Genomic DNA, 14,648 nt, shown 5'->3' with positions numbered 1-14,648 from the left:
CACACCGCTTTGGAGGCGTTGGCGCGGGCTTTTGCAGCGGGCTGCCGCGTCCGTGGGCATATGCCTGAAAAGGCATCGGACCGCTTTTCCTTGAACCTAAGCATCAAGGAAATTCCTTTGACCCCTGCGGCCGCTCCGCCTATCGCTCCCGCACCGATTGTCCTCCTCCGGAAGCTCCATGACCCTCGATCGCCTGGCCCCGGCCATCTTCGTCCTGCTCTGGTCGACCGGCTGGGTCGTCGCCAAGTTCGGCGCCATCGTCTCCGAGCCGCTGACCTTCCTTTCCATCCGCTATTTCACGGCGGCGGTGCTCTTTGGAGGATTGTGTCTCGCCTCCGGCGTTTCCTGGCCGCGCGACGGGCGCACCGTGCTCCATGCGCTCGTCTCCGGCGCCTTCCTGCACGGGCTCTATCTCGGCGCGGTCTGGTGGGCGATCGGCGAGGGCGTGCCGGCGGCGCTCTCCTCCATCATCGCCGCGCTCCAGCCGCTGATGACGGCGCTTGCCGCACCCTTCGTCATCGGCGAGCGGCTGAGCCTGCGGCAGAAACTCGGGCTCGGGCTCGGCTTCCTCGGGGTGCTGCTCGCCGTGCTGCCGAAGTTCTTCGGCGCGGAGGCGGCGGAGATGCCGGCCTCCGCCATCGTCGTCAACATGCTGGGCATGGCCGCCGTGACCTACGGCACGATCTACCAGAAGCAGCACCTGCAGAAGGGCGATATCCGCGCCATCGCCACCCTGCAATATATCGGCGCGCTCGCCGTCACCTTCCCCTTCGCGCTGGGGCTGGAAAGCCTGCATGTCGATTTCGGCCTTGCCTTCCTTGCGCTGCTCGCCTGGTCGGTGCTCGGCATATCGATGGGGGCGATCCTGCTGCTGCTCTACCTCATCCGCCGCGGGCAGGTCTCGCGCGCCGCCTCGCTCATCTACCTCGTCCCGCCCATCGCCGCCCTGCAGGCCGCCGCCATCTTCGGCGAGGAACTGACGGTGCCGATGATCCTCGGCACGGCGATCGTGGTGGCCGGGGTGTACCTCACCAACCGCAAGGACGTCGCGCCGGCGGAGTAGTTGGCGCTCGGTGGGTGTGGCACAAACGAAAACGGCGGGCCGAAGCCCGCCGTTTCTTTATCCATGATGCGTCGGCTCACGCCTGTTCGCGGCGCTGGCCTTCCGCGCGGCGCGGCTTGCCGCGGTGCTGCGGGCGGCCCTGGCCGTTGCCGCCGCCGTGGTTGCGGTTCTGGCGCTCGCCCTGCTTCTGCGGCGGGCGGCCGCCCGGGCGCTTGGCGCCGCCGGCTTCGGCCTGTGCACCGTCGCCGAAGGGCTGGCGCTGCGGACGCTGTGCGGCGCGGCTGTTGCCGGAGCGCTGGCCGCCACGGCCCTTGCGCGACTTGCCGCCGGGGCCGGCGGTCACGACCGCCGGGGGCTCGCCGCTGGCGACGGTGATCTGGATGCCCATCAGCTTTTCGATGTCGCGCAAGAGGTGCGCCTCGTCCGGCGTGCAGAAGGCGATAGCGATGCCGTCGCGGCCGTTGCGGGCCGTGCGGCCGATGCGGTGGACATAGGCGTCCGGCACTTCCGGCAGGTCGTAGTTGTAGACGTGGGTGACGCCGGGAATGTCGATGCCGCGGGCGGCGACGTCGGTGGCCACGAGCACGCGGATCTCGCCGTCCCGGAAGGCCTTGAGGGCGCGCTCACGCTGGCCCTGGCTCTTGTTGCCGTGGATCGAGGCGGCCTTGAAGCCGATATGGTCGAGGTGCTTCATCAGCTTCTCGGCGCCGTGCTTGGTGCGCGAGAAGACGAGCGACAGGCCGTCCGGGTTTTCCGAAAGCGTCTTGCGCAGGATCTGCGCCTTCTGGTCCTTGCCGGGAACGTGGTGGACATACTGTTCCACCTTGTCGGCGGCCTTGCCGGGCGGGGTGACTTCCACCTTCTTCGGGTTGACCAGATACTCGCCGGCAAGCTCGGAGATCAGCTTGGGCATGGTGGCCGAGAAGAGCAGCGTCTGGCGGTTCTTCGGCACCATCTTGGAAATCTTGCGCAGGTCGTGAATGAAGCCGAGGTCGAGCATCTGGTCGGCCTCGTCGAGCACGAGGTAGCGGGCCTGCGTCAGCGTCACGGCCTTGCGGGCGACGAGGTCGAGCAGACGTCCGGGGGTGGCGACGAGGATGTCGGTGCCGCGGTTGAGCATTTCCGACTGCTTGTTGATGGAGGCGCCGCCGACGACGGTGACGACGCGCAGCGGCGTCTTTTTCACGAAGTCGCGCAGGTTGTCGGCGATCTGGTTCACGAGTTCGCGGGTGGGGGCGAGGATGAGGGCGCGGATGTTGCGCGGGTCGGGGCGGCGGGCCTCTTCCAGAAGCTTCTCGATCATCGGCAGGCCGAAGGCGGCCGTCTTGCCGGTGCCGGTCTGGGCAAGGCCGATCAGGTCCGAGCCTTCGAGGACGAGGGGAATGGCTTTTTCCTGGATCGGGGTCGCTTTTTCGAAGCCGAGCGCGGAAAGGGTGGCGACGATGGTCTTCGAGAGGCCGAGGTCGTGGAAAGTGGTCAAGTCAAATACCTTTCGGGGCGCCAAACGCGATTGCCCGGAACGCACCATGCGCTTCCGGTTTCGTCTGGCGTCAAGAACCCCGCGTGAATTGGGAACTTGTGGGTTGGGTTGGCTATCGTCTGCGCAGTCATCCGCAAATGGGAGGCGGATCGTTCTCTTGCGCTTGTCCTTCTTAGCATCCCGGTTCAGGGAAATCGCTGGGCTCGCTCACGCGGCGGCCGAAGGGCGACGCTTGCCGCTCATGTCGTTGTTTTGCGGCCAAAAGTCAAGCGCTACTTTCGCAGGTGCGAAACGGCGGGCCTGGCGGGGAACATGAATTGGGCCGCCGCGTTGGGCCGATACGCATCCTGCCACAATCCTGTCGGATGCTGTCACGGCAGCTCCGCTGCTATCCACGAACCTTCGCTACGGGAGTGAAAAATGACCGCTACGACTTGGATTCTCGCCGCCGACGGCAACCAGGCCCGCCTGCTCAAGGGGGTGAACCTGATGAAGGATGGCCAGCAGAGCCCGGAGCAGGAGGTTTTTCGCTGGGAGCCGAAGAAGGTGCAGGACATCATGGCCGACAAGCCCGGCCGCAGTCATTCCTCCGTCGGTCCCGGCCGGTCCGCCATGGAATATTCGAGCGATCCCGTGCGGGAGGAGCAGCAGAAGTTCACCGCGGAAGTCGCCAGCCGCCTCGATGACTACGCCGCCGAGGGCGCCTTCGACCGGCTCGTCGTCTGCGCCGCGCCGCAGACGCTCGGCGACCTGCGCAACAAGCTCTCCGAAAAGACCCGGACGCTGACGACGGCCGAGATCGACAAGAACTTCTCCAACCTGCCGACGGACAAGCTGATTTCCTCCGTCCGCTCGATCATGTTCGACGCCTAGGGCATCCTGCGTCCGGAACCGTCCGGGCGCAGACAAGACGCTCTAGAAGTCGGTCGGGACGCCGCCCTCTTCCTTGCGCCGGGCGACGAACGCGTCCAGTTCGTCCTCGATCGCCGGGTCGAGCGGCGGCCTCTCGTAGGCGTCGAGCTTTTCCCTGAAGATGCGGTTGGCGTGGTCGTAGGTGGTGGGCCGGCCAGCCTCTGTCCATGTCTCGAAATTGCGCCAGTCGGAGAGGATCGGCGAATAGAAGGCCGTCTCGTAGCGGGCGAGCGTGTGCGGCGTGCCGAAGAAATGCCCGCCCGGGCCGACGTCGCGCACGGCATCGAGGCCGAGCGCATCCGCGCTGACGTCGAGCGGCGTCAGGTATTCCGCCACCATCTGCAGCATGTCGACGTCGAGGATGAATTTCTCGAAGGAGGCCGTCAGCCCGCCCTCGCTCCAGCCGGCCGAGTGCATGATGAAGTTGCCGCCGCCCTGCGTCAGCGCCCAGAGCGAGAAGGCCGATTCGTAGGCGGCCTGTGCGTCCAGCGTGTTGGAGGCGTTGGTGTTCGAGGTGCGGTAGGGGATGTTGTACTTGCGGGCGAGCTGGCCGCCGGCGATCACCGCCTTCATGTATTCCGGCGTGCCGAAGGCGGGCGCGCCCGTCTTCATGTCGACGTTCGAGGTGAAGCCGCCATACATGACCGGCGCGCCTTTCCTGACCATCTGCGTGAAGGCGATGCCGGCGAGCGCCTCGGCGTTCTGCTGCACGAGCGCGCCGGCGATCGTCACCGGCGCCATGGCGCCGGCCAGCGTGAAGGGCGTGACGACGACCACCTGGTTGCGCGACGACATCTCGATGATGCCCTGCAGCATCGGCCCGTCGAGGCGCAGCGGCGAGGAGGTGTTGATGATGGTGAAGAGCGAGGGTTCGCGCTCCATCTCCTCCATGGAGATGCCGCGGCCGATGCGGGCGATCTCGATGCCGTCGAGGTTGCGCTGCCGGCCGAGCGAATAGACGTGGAAGACCTTGTCCGTCAGCTTCACCATGTCCGACAGGCAGTCGAGATGGCGGACGGAGGCGTGGATGTCGACCGGCTCGACGGGATAGCCGCCCGTCGTGTGGATGATGTCGTAGGACTGGGCGAGCTTGACGAGCTTGCGGAAGTCCTCCTGGTTGCCGGCGCGCCGGCCGCCCTCGCGGTCCGCCACGAAGGGCGCGGAGGCAACCTGCGCGAAGACGAGGTTGTTGCCGCCGATCTCGACGTTCCGCAGCGGGTTGCGGGCATGCATGGTGAAGGAAGAGGGGACAGAGGCCATCATCTCCATGACGAGGCCGCGGTCGAAGCGCACGCGGTCCGTGCCCGGCGTCACCTCGGCGCCGGCCGCCTTCATGCGCTCGCGCGCCTCCGGCAGGATGATGTCCATGCCGATCTCTTCGAGGATCGTCAGCGAGGCCTCGTGCACGGCCTCCAGCGCATCCTCGGAGAGGACGGCGGATTTCGCGGTCGTGTTGACGAGGTTGAGGTATTTCGTGGCGGCGGGGGGTCGGCGGGTCCGTTCGGCGCTGCGTCCGCCGCTTCGCCGGCGCCGCTCGACGGGCGGATCGCCTGCCGCCGTCTCCGGTTGTTCGAGGTGATTTTCGAGCTTGATCACGTCACCCATGCAGCGCAGCCCCGGTCGGTTTGCCTCTCCGCCTTGTCGCATATCCCGGGCCGCGATGCCCCCGCCATTTGCGACAGCGAAGTGCCCTCGTGGATAAGGCGGGGCCGGCTGCCCCGACCTTTGGCAACGATCGGTTAACCATCCGTTCAAGGATTGGTGATACTCCCCGAGTGGTACGAAACCCTTCTTCCTTGCCGCTTCGGGAGCGCCAGGCGTGGCTGAAACTCAGGACGAATTGCTGGTGGCGGCCTGCGCGCGCGTTCGCGAACACCCGCATCCGGCGTACGTCAAGAGCAGCGAGCTGCGTTATCTCGCCGTCAACGAGGCCTATGCGCGCCTGTTCGGCCAGGCCCCGGACGCGATGATCGGCCTGCGCAGCGACGAGATGGCGGAAGTGCGCGGCCACGGCGACCGCGACGATCCCGAGCGCCGCTGCCTGATCTTCGGCAATCCCGAGCGCGCCCGCTATGTGCATCCTTTCGGCGGCGGCAGTTTCGACATCGCGCTGAGGCGCGAACGCATCTCGCCGGCGCTTTCCATTCTCGTCGGCCTCTTCACGCCCTCGGCCGACGCGCTTGCGACGACGGTGCGCAGCGCTGCGAACGGCAACGGCGGATCGCCGCTGCCGGCGGGCGCTCCGGTGTCCGAGTTCTCAGCCGATCCGGTCCGGGGCGCGCTCGACGCGCTCGGCGCGGGCGTCGCCGTCTTCGGCGCCGACAACCACCTGACCTATGCCAACCGCAGCATGCGGGAATTCTACCGCGTCCTCGTCGGCGATGCCGCGGACGGCGCCGTGCCGCTCGCCACGCTCACCGGGGCCCTGCACGATCTGGAGATGGGCCGGAGGCCGGCGGAGGAGCGCGAGCGCTGGCTTGCCGCCCGGCTTGCCAGCTACGACCTGCCGCTCTACGAATCCGTCGCCCGCCTTGCCGGCGGCTGGACGCGCCTCGTCACCCAGCGCCGGCCGGACGGCACGCTCGTCGCCCTGCGCTTCGACGTGACGGCGCAGAAGGAGAGCGAAGGTCGCCTGAAGCAGCATTCGCAGGAGATCAGCCTCTACCGCGCGCTGCTCGACGAGCTGCCCGTCGCCAGCTTCATGCGCGACGAGAGCCAGCGCATGATCTTCGCCAACCGCGCCTATGTCGAGCTGACGGGCCGGCAGCCGGAGGAGCTTGTCGGCCTCACCACGCTGGAAATGTTCCCCGATCAGGGCGAGGCGTTCTACGAGCAGAACCAGTTCGTGCTCGATACCGGCGAACTTCTGGAAGCGGAGACCGAATACAGGCGCGCGGACGGTTCCGTGCTGCCGACGATCTCGCGGCTCTACCGCGTCACCACGCTCGACGAGAAGAGCTACCTCATCGGTTCCATCACCAACACGACGGTGCTGAAGAACCGCGAGAAGCAGTTGATCGAGGCCCAGCGCCAGGCGGAAGCGGCGCGCTCGGACCTTGCCAGCGTCGTGGAATCGCTGCCGGTCGGCATCGTCGTGGTGGACGAGGCCGGTGTCATCGAGCTGGTCAACGGCGCCTTCGAGGACCTGTGGGACGACGCGCTGCCGCCGCTGAAGGGGCGTCCGCTCGGCGAGCTTCTGCATTTCCAGCGGGGGCAGGGCGGCCAGTGCGAGGGCGGCGGCTGCGGGGTCTGCGAGGAAAGCCACGAGCAGGCCCTCCGGGACATCCGTTCGGGCCTGCGCCCGGTGCGGGAGATCGCCTATGCGAACGGCCGCACGGTCATCGAATCGGGCAGCGTGATCTCCGGCGGGCGCTGCCTGCTCACCTATATCGACATCACCGAGCGGCGCGAGCGCGAGCGCGAGGTGCTGGCGACGCGCAGCGCCCTCGAAGAGGTGGGCAGCCTCGTCAAGGATGCCGTCTCCTCCATGAGCCAGGGGCTGCTGATCATCGAGGGCGAGACGGTGGTGCTCTCCAACGAGGCCCTTTCCACCATGATCGCCATGCCGCAGGAGCTTCTGCAGCCCGGCGCGCTGGTCGCCGACGTGCTGCAGAGCTGCATCGACCGCAAGATCGCCGGTTTCGTCGGCGAGGAGCCGGTGGACGCGAGCGAGTTCGGCAAGATCCTCTTCACCGGCAAGCCGGCCTCGCTGACGGTCTTCAGCGGCTACCAGCGCTGGCTGCGCCTCGATGTGACGCCGACGAGCCGCGGCCGCTCCGTCATGGTCTTTTCCGACATCACCGACCTGAAAAGCCGCGAGGACGAACTGCGCCGGCTCGTCACCCGCGCCGAGACGGCCGATAAGGCCAAGTCGGAATTCCTGGCCAATATGAGCCACGAGATCCGCACGCCCATGAACGGCGTGCTCGGCATGGCCGAGCTGCTTGCCAAGTCCAATCTCGACACGCGGCAGAAGACGTTCATCGACATCATGGTGAAGTCCGGCAATGCGCTCCTGACGATCATCAACGACATCCTCGACTTCTCCAAGATCGACGCCGGCCAGATGACGCTGCGCAACGCCGCCTTCAACCCGGTCGAGGCGATCGAGGACGTGGCGACGCTGCTCTCGGCCAAGGCCGCCGAGAAGGACATCGAGCTCGTCGTGCGGGGAGCCGCCGACATGCCGGCGGCGGTGATGGGCGATGCGGGACGCTTCCGCCAGATCGTCACCAATCTCGTCGGCAATGCGGTGAAGTTCACCGACCACGGCCATGTGCTGATCGACCTTGCCTCCAGGACCACGGAAAGCGGCGTCGAGATCGTGATCCGGGTGGAGGATACGGGTGCGGGCATTCCCGCTGAGAAGATGGATTCGATCTTCGAGAAGTTCTCGCAGGTCGACAGCTCCTCCACGCGCCGGCACGAGGGCACCGGCCTCGGCCTTGCGATCACGGAAGGGCTGGCGCGCCTTTTCGGCGGCACGCTGGAGGCGGCGAGCGAGGTGGGCAAGGGCTCGGTCTTCACCGTGCGCCTGCCGATGGCCCTTGCCGTCGTCTCGCTTCCCGCCCGCATCGTACCGGCAAGGGCGCCGGGCGCGCGCATCCTCGTCGTCGACGAGCACGCGCTGTCGCGCAAGGCGGCGCACGACATGCTGCTCGACTGGGGTTTCGACGCGACGGCGGTGAGCTCCGAGGGCGAGGCGCTCGCCGTGCTGGCGGCGGCCGGCGACATGGGCGTCTCGGTCGATGCGGTCGTGCTCGACTACCGGCCGGAGCATTCGCCGGCCTTCCTCGGTGCGTTGCGCGCAAGTCCCGTGACGGCCGGCGTTTCCGTCGTCGTGCTGACCTCCATGAACCTTCCGGCCGAAGATCCGCTCCTCACCTCGCCGGATATCCAGGCCCATCTCATGAAGCCGGTCCGGGCCGATCTCCTGCGCGAGACGGTCACCGAAGTGCTGCGTGCGGCGCGCGGCGCCAGGCCGGCGGAAGCCGAGAGCGCCGCCAAGATCCTGCCGCTGCGGCCGGGCGCCGCCCTCCCGGAGGCTGCCGTGCCGGACGGCGAGGTGCTGGACGTGCTGGTCGCGGAGGACAACGAGGTCAACCAGATCCTCTTCACCCAGATGCTGATGGCCGCGGGCGTTCGCTTCCGGCTGGTCGGCAACGGGCAGGAGGCGGTCGAGGCCTTCCGCACCGGCCGGCCCGGCATGATCCTCATGGACCTTTCCATGCCGGTGATGAACGGGCTGCAGGCGAGCCGGGCGATCCGCGAGATGGAGAGCGGCACGGGCCGGCGCGTGCCCATCGTCGCCGTCACCGCCCATGTGCTCGAAGGCGACCGCGAGGAATGCCTCGCCGCCGGCATGGACGACTACCTGACGAAGCCGATCAGTATCGAGAAGCTGGAAGAAAAGCTCGATCGCTGGCTGAAGCGCACCGGCCCGCAGGCGGCCGGCGGCACGCTCCACTGAGCGTTCAGGCGGCCGGCTTTTCCCCGCACAGCATTTCGCGCTTTCCGGCAAAGCCGGGGCGCCGCTCCACGGCAAAGCCCGCGCCCGCAAGGTTGCGCCGCACGAAGCCGGCCGCGGCATAGGTGCCGAACCGCCCGCCGGGAACGGTGAGGCGGAAGACTTCCGCCATCAGCTCCGCCGACCACATGTCCGGATTGCGCGACGGCGCGAAGCCGTCGAGATACCAGGCGTCGAAGGGCGTCTTTTCCCGGCCGAGGCTTTCCAGCGCCGCGCCGATGACGACGGTGAGGCGGACGCCCGGTTCAAGATCGATCTCCACGCGGCCCTCCGGCGCATCCGGCCATTCTTCGGTGAGGAGGGCGCGCTCGCGCTCGATCTCCGGCCAGTGGGAAAGCGCCCGGGCGATATCGCCCCGCGCCATCGGAAAACGCTCGAAGGAGGTGAAGGAGAGGCTGGCGCCCGCCGGTGCGCTTTCGCGCCATTGCCGCCAGGTCTCGCAGAAATTGAGGCCGGTGCCGAAGCCGAGCTCGCCGATGCGGAAAGGCCCGGGATGCTGCCAGCGCTGCGGCAGGCCGTTGCCCGCAAGGAAGACGTGGCCGCATTCCAGCCGGCCGTCGCTGCGACAATAAAAGTGATCGTCAAAGGCGCGGGAATAGGGCATATCGCCCTCGTGCCAGTCGAGGACCGTTTCGGTCCGGCGTTCGTTTTCGGGATCGTGGTCAGCCATGGCAGTAGCCGATAATCGCGGTAAGCCGGCCGGTCAACCGGCCGTGGACCTCATCGTCGCCGGCGGCGGCGTCATGGGCCTGTGGACTGCGCTCTTCGCCGCCCGCAAGGGGCTTTCCGTCCGGCTCGTCGAGCGCAGGGCCATCGGCGCGGGCGCGAGCGGCGGCATGCTGGGCGCGCTGATGCCGCATCTTCCCGACCGCTGGAACGCCAAGAAGGCCTTCCAGTTCGAGTCCCTCGTCTCGCTGGAGGCGGAGGTTGCCGCGCTGGAGGCCGGGACGGGCCTTTCGGCCGGCTATCGCCGCTCCGGCCGCCTCATTCCGCTGCCGAAGCCGCATAACCGCGACATCGCGCTCGGCCACGCCCGCGATGCTCTGGACGTCTGGGCGACGCCGGATCGCGCCTTCGCCTTCGAGGTGCTGGATGCCGCGCCCGTCCCCGGCTGGCCCGATGCCGCCGCGATGGGCTGTGGCCTCGTCCACGACCATCTTTCCGCGCGGATTTCTCCGCGCGCATTGCTTGCCGCGCTCCGCGCCGCGCTCGACCGCCTGCCGAATGCGACAGTCGAGGAGGGCAACGGCCTTGCCGGCCTCGATCCGGCGGCCGGTCTCGCGCGTCTCGACGACGGCGGCACGTTAGCCTTCGGCCATTGCGTGCTGGCGGCGGGCGTCGAGACCTTCGGGCTGCTTGCACCGCTGAACCCGCCGCTTGCAAAGCCGGTCGGTTCTGCGGTGAAGGGGCAGGCGGCGCTGCTGCGGGCGGCGATCGACCCGGCGCTGCCGGTGATCTTCGCCGACGGGCTCTACATCGTTCCGCACGAGGACGGCATCGTCGCTGTTGGCAGCACGAGCGAGAACAGCTTCGCCGATCCGGTGGGCACGGACGATCTCCTCGAAACCCTGCTTGAGAAGGCGCGGCAGATGGCGCCGGTGCTGGCGGATGCGCCGGTCGTCGAGCGCTGGGCGGGCCTGCGTCCCAAGGCCATCGGCCGCGAGCCGATGGTGGGCCGCCACCCCGATCACCCGGCCGTCAGCCTGATGACGGGCGGGTTCAAGGTGAGCTTCGGCCTTGCCCATGCGCTCGCCCGCGCGGTGCTGGACGAAATCGAGGGCGGCACGCCCGGCGTACCGCCCTCCTTCACCGTCGCGGCCCATTTCGAGGAAGCGGGCCGGCTCTGATACCGGGTCACATCCAGTAGGGCGGAACGCCGTAATAGTCGCTGATGACCTTGCCGTTGCGGCGGTTCCACTCGTATTCCGCATCGCTCTCGTAATGCGGGGCGTTTTCCACCTGCTCCTTCGTGACGTCGACGCGATAGCCGCCGAGGCCTTCGTCGTAGTTGAGCTTGGCCCAGGGCAGCGGATAGTGGTCTTGGCCGAGGCCGAGGAAGCCGCCGAAGGAGAGGACGGCATAGGAGACGCGGCCGCTGCGCTTGTCGAGAATCAGCCGTTCGACCGAGCCGATATGCTTGCCATCCGCGCCGTAGACGCTGGTGCCTTCGACCTTGTCGCTGGCGATGAGATCCTGGGTTTCGCGAATGTTTGCGTCCTGCATGACCATAGGTGTTTCTCCTCGGTTGTAATGGACAGGAAACGGCGGGAGGGGCTATTGGTTCCCCTGCATGGCGTTCCGCAACGGCTTTCCGGCCGGAAAAGCCGCGGGTTGCGCCCCCTTTTCGAGGTGATCGAATGAGCGAGAAGACCTATCCGCGCGACCTGATCGGTTACGGCCGCACCCCCCCGAAAGTCCGCTGGCCGGGCGATGCCAACATCGCCGTGCAGTTCGTGGTGAACTACGAGGAGGGCGGCGAGAGCTGCATCCTCGACGGGGACGCGGCCTCCGAATGCCTGCTGTCGGAAATCGTCGGCGCGCAGCCCTGGCACGGCCAGCGCAACCTCAACATGGAATCGATCTACGAATACGGCTCGCGCGCCGGCTTCTGGCGCCTGCACCGGCTGTTCACCAGTCGCAACGTCACCACGACGGTCTACGGCGTGACGCTCGCCATGGCGCGCAACCCCGAGGCCGTCGCCGCGATGAAGGAAGCCGGCTGGGAAATCGCCAGCCACGGCTACCGCTGGCTGGAATACAAGGACTATTCGGAGGAAAAGGAGCGCGAGCACATCCGCGAGGCGGTGCGCCTGCACAAGGAACTGACCGGCTCGCACCCGCTCGGCATGTACCAGGGCAAGCCCTCGGACAACACGCTGCGGCTCGTCATGGAGGAGGGCGGCTTCGTCTATTCCTCCGATTCCTATGCCGACGACCTGCCGTACTGGGTTCCCGGCCTCGACGGCGAGCCCTTCCTCATCATCCCCTATACGCTCGAAACGAACGACATGCGTTTCGCCACCCCGCAGGGCTTCAATGCCGGCGACCAGTTCTTCAACTACCTGAAGGACGCCTTCGACGTGCTCTATCAGGAAGGTGCGGAAGGCAGCCCGAAGATGATGAACATCGGCCTGCATTGCCGCCTCGTCGGCCGCCCGGGCCGCGCCGCCGCGCTCGCCCGCTTCGTCGACTACGTACTGGGCCATGAGAAGGTGTGGATCCCGCGCCGCATCGACATCGCCCGCCACTGGATCGAGAACCACCATCCGTCGAAGGCGAAGGGCGCATGATCGACCGCAGCGATTTCCTCGCCCGCTTCGGCGGCGTCTTCGAGCATTCGCCCTTTATCGCCGAACGGGCGCTCGATGCGGGCGCCGTATCCGAGCCGCTGACGGCCGCGGGCGTGCATGCCGCGCTTGCCGATGCCTTCCGGGCGGCAAGCCATGCGGAGCAGCTCGGCGTGCTGCGCGCGCACCCGGACCTTGCCGGGAAGCTGGCGGTTGCCGGCGAACTGACGGAGGACAGCCGCAAGGAACAGGCCGGCGCCGGCCTCGACCGCCTGACGCCGGCCGAACATGCCCGCTTTACCGCGCTCAACACCTCCTATACGGAGAAATTCGGCTTTCCCTTCATCATCGCGGTGAAGGGCCTTGGCAAGGACGACATCCTCGCCGCCTTCGAAACGCGCATCGGCAACAGCGCCGAGGTGGAGTTCGAGACGGCGAAGAACCAGGTGGAGCGCATCGCGCTCCTCAGATTGAATGCTCTGCTCCCCGGAGATTGAAAATGCCTGAACACCAACGACCGCCCTTCCTCTCCCCGGGAGGGCTGTCCGATGGCTGAAATACTGAAGATCCAGCCCCTGACCCGCGACGCCTTCGCCCCGTTCGGCGAGGTGATCGAGACCGATCCTTCCGCCATGCGTTACATCAACGGCGGCACGACGGAGCGCTACCATGCGCTTGCCGAGGCCGAGGCCACCGGCGAGGACGCGCGCGTCATCATCAACATCTTCCGCGGCAGCCCGCGCACCTTCCCCTATGCCGTCGACATGATGGAGCGCCATCCCTTCGGCAGCCAGAGCTTCTCGCCCATCGACAACCGGCCGTGGCTGGTCGTCGTGGCCGAGGACGAGGGCGGCAGGCCCGGACGGCCGAAGGTCTTCCGCGCCGGCGGGCGGCAGGGCGTCAACTATCGCCGCAACGTCTGGCACCATCCGCTGATGACGGTCGGCGCGGTCAGCGACTTCCTCGTCGTCGACCGCCTCGGCAAGGGCGTGAACCTCGTGGAATATTCCTACGAGACGCCCTTCGTCATCGAGGCGCCGTAAGCGGGGCTTTCAAAGCCCCGCCTTCATCGGCCTGCCGGCCACATAGGTCTCGCGCACCGCGCGGTCGTCGCCGAGCGTCTGGAGCAGGAAGAGCTCGTCCGTGAGCGAGCGCGTCACCTCCATCTTCAGCGCCATGGCGGGCGTCGCGCCCGCGTCGAGCACCACGAAGTCGGCGTCGGTGCCGGGCTCCAGCGTGCCGATGCGGTCCGAAAGCGACAGCGCCTCGGCATTGCCGAGAGTCATGTGGTAGAAGCTCTCGAACGGGTTCAGCCGCTCGCCCAGCAATTGCTGGATCTTGTAGGCCTCGTCCATCGTCTTCAGCATGGAATAGCTGGTGCCGCCGCCGACATCGGTGGCGACGGCGACGCGCACCGGCCTTTCCCGCCGCGACAGGCTCTTGAGCGGGAAGAGGCCGGAGCCGAGGAAGAGGTTGGAGGTCGGGCAATGCACCGCGACCGCCCCCGCCTCGCTCATCGCGTCCGCCTCGCGCTCGGAGAGGTGGATGCAATGGCCGAACAGGCTCTTCGGCCCGAGCAGGCCGTACCGCGCATAGACATCCGTATAGTCGACGGCCTCCGGGTAGAGTTCGCTCGTAAAGCGGATCTCGTCGCGGTTCTCGGAAAGGTGCGTCTGGATGTGGAGGTCCGGGAATTCGCGGGCGAGCGCGGCCGTCATCTCCATCTGCGCGGGCGTCGAGGTGATGGCGAAGCGCGGGGTGATGGCGACGTGGTTGCGGCCCTTGCCGTGCCACTCGGCAATCACCGCGCGCGTCTCGTCATAGCCCGTCTCGGGCGTGTCCAGCAGGCCCTGCGGGGCGTTGCGGTCCATCATCACCTTGCCGCCGACCATGCGCATGCCGCGCTTGAGGGCTTCGGCAAAATAGGCGTCGGCCGAAGCCTTGTGCACCGAACAATAGGCGACGGCGGTCGTCGTGCCGTGGCGGATCATCTCGTCGTAGAAATGGCGGGCGATGCGGGCGGCGTGCGCGCTCTCGACGAAGCGGCATTCCTCCGGGAACGTATAGGTGTTCAGCCATTCGAGGAGGTTGGCGGCATAGGAGCCGATCACCTGCATCTGCGGGAAATGCGCATGTGTGTCGATGAAGCCGGGCAGGATGAGATGCGGCCGGTGGTCGATCTCCTCCGCATCGGCGGCCGCCATGGCGCGCACCGCCGCATAGGGGCCGGCATCCACGATCATCCCGTCCTCGACCAGCAGGCCGCCGTCCTCCTCGTAGCGATAGCTCGCCGTGTCGTCGATCGCTTCAGGGCGGCGCAGGAAGGAGAGCAGGCGTCCTCGGACAAGGGTTTGGGTCATGACGGTCGGCTTCCTTCTG

12 protein-coding genes are annotated in these 14,648 nt (G+C 67.4%); 7 read left to right on the top strand and 5 right to left on the bottom strand.

The features are described from left to right. Window positions 1-178 precede the first annotated feature (178 nt). Complete coding sequence (locus tag HNQ66_RS09895; RefSeq protein WP_184143635.1) at window positions 179-1,063, top strand: DMT family transporter; 885 nt, start codon at window positions 179-181, stop codon at window positions 1,061-1,063. Between the two features lie 76 nt (window positions 1,064-1,139). Here HNQ66_RS09895 and HNQ66_RS09890 read toward each other — a convergent pair whose 3' ends face one another. Beyond that, window positions 1,140-2,543 carry a DEAD/DEAH box helicase gene (locus HNQ66_RS09890; RefSeq protein ID WP_184143633.1) on the bottom strand — a complete coding sequence of 468 codons (1,404 nt, stop codon included), beginning with the start codon at window positions 2,541-2,543 and terminating at the stop codon, window positions 1,140-1,142. A gap of 420 nt (window positions 2,544-2,963) precedes the next feature. On the opposite strand from HNQ66_RS09890, the gene HNQ66_RS09885 reads away from it, so the two are divergent. Continuing rightward, window positions 2,964-3,416: a host attachment protein gene (locus HNQ66_RS09885; RefSeq protein WP_184143631.1), complete on the top strand. Its 453-nt coding sequence runs from the start codon at window positions 2,964-2,966 to the stop codon at window positions 3,414-3,416. A 42-nt stretch (window positions 3,417-3,458) separates the two neighbouring features. Here HNQ66_RS09885 and HNQ66_RS09880 read toward each other — a convergent pair whose 3' ends face one another. Further along, entirely contained in the window at window positions 3,459-5,060 is a 1,602-nt protein-coding gene (locus HNQ66_RS09880) for a trimethylamine methyltransferase family protein (protein ID WP_184143629.1), read from the bottom strand. A gap of 214 nt (window positions 5,061-5,274) precedes the next feature. On the opposite strand from HNQ66_RS09880, the gene HNQ66_RS09875 reads away from it, so the two are divergent. Next, window positions 5,275-8,925, top strand: coding sequence for a PAS-domain containing protein (locus HNQ66_RS09875; protein ID WP_184143627.1), 3,651 nt, complete (start codon window positions 5,275-5,277; stop codon window positions 8,923-8,925). A 4-nt stretch (window positions 8,926-8,929) separates the two neighbouring features. Here the strand turns inward: HNQ66_RS09875 and mnmC2 are convergent, their stop codons facing one another. Next, a complete protein-coding gene (mnmC2, locus tag HNQ66_RS09870) occupies window positions 8,930-9,652 on the bottom strand; it encodes a tRNA (5-methylaminomethyl-2-thiouridine)(34)-methyltransferase MnmC2 (protein WP_184143625.1) in 723 nt (240 codons plus the stop codon). Here mnmC2 and HNQ66_RS09865 point away from each other — a divergent pair. Next, on the top strand, window positions 9,651-10,829 hold the full coding sequence (locus HNQ66_RS09865; protein WP_184143623.1) for an NAD(P)/FAD-dependent oxidoreductase: 1,179 nt from the start codon (window positions 9,651-9,653) through the stop codon (window positions 10,827-10,829). The genes mnmC2 and HNQ66_RS09865 overlap by 2 nt on opposite strands. Before the next feature lie 7 nt (window positions 10,830-10,836). Here HNQ66_RS09865 and HNQ66_RS09860 read toward each other — a convergent pair whose 3' ends face one another. Beyond that, the gene (locus tag HNQ66_RS09860) at window positions 10,837-11,211 is read right to left on the bottom strand and encodes a PRC-barrel domain-containing protein (RefSeq protein ID WP_184143621.1); all 375 of its coding nucleotides are present in this window, start codon (window positions 11,209-11,211) and stop codon (window positions 10,837-10,839) included. Window positions 11,212-11,339: 128 nt separating this feature from the next. On the opposite strand from HNQ66_RS09860, the gene puuE reads away from it, so the two are divergent. The 3 genes from puuE to HNQ66_RS09845 are packed head-to-tail and all read left to right on the top strand — an operon-like array spanning window position 11,340 to window position 13,312. Beyond that, window positions 11,340-12,272 (top strand): allantoinase PuuE, encoded by a 933-nt coding sequence (puuE, locus tag HNQ66_RS09855; protein ID WP_184143619.1) that lies wholly within the window; start codon window positions 11,340-11,342, stop codon window positions 12,270-12,272. Further along, the gene (uraD, locus tag HNQ66_RS09850; RefSeq protein WP_184143616.1) at window positions 12,269-12,766 is read left to right on the top strand and encodes a 2-oxo-4-hydroxy-4-carboxy-5-ureidoimidazoline decarboxylase; all 498 of its coding nucleotides are present in this window, start codon (window positions 12,269-12,271) and stop codon (window positions 12,764-12,766) included. The genes puuE and uraD overlap by 4 nt, the downstream gene beginning before the upstream one ends. Before the next feature lie 51 nt (window positions 12,767-12,817). Next, a complete protein-coding gene (locus tag HNQ66_RS09845) occupies window positions 12,818-13,312 on the top strand; it encodes an ureidoglycolate lyase (RefSeq protein WP_184143614.1) in 495 nt (164 codons plus the stop codon). Window positions 13,313-13,321: 9 nt separating this feature from the next. Here HNQ66_RS09845 and guaD read toward each other — a convergent pair whose 3' ends face one another. Beyond that, window positions 13,322-14,629 carry a guanine deaminase gene (guaD, locus tag HNQ66_RS09840; RefSeq protein WP_184143612.1) on the bottom strand — a complete coding sequence of 436 codons (1,308 nt, stop codon included), beginning with the start codon at window positions 14,627-14,629 and terminating at the stop codon, window positions 13,322-13,324. Window positions 14,630-14,648 lie beyond the last annotated feature (19 nt).

The organism is Shinella fusca (assembly GCF_014203155.1).
Classification (GTDB): domain Bacteria; phylum Pseudomonadota; class Alphaproteobacteria; order Rhizobiales; family Rhizobiaceae; genus Shinella; species Shinella fusca.
This window is presented reverse-complemented; position numbering and strand designations above follow the sequence as displayed.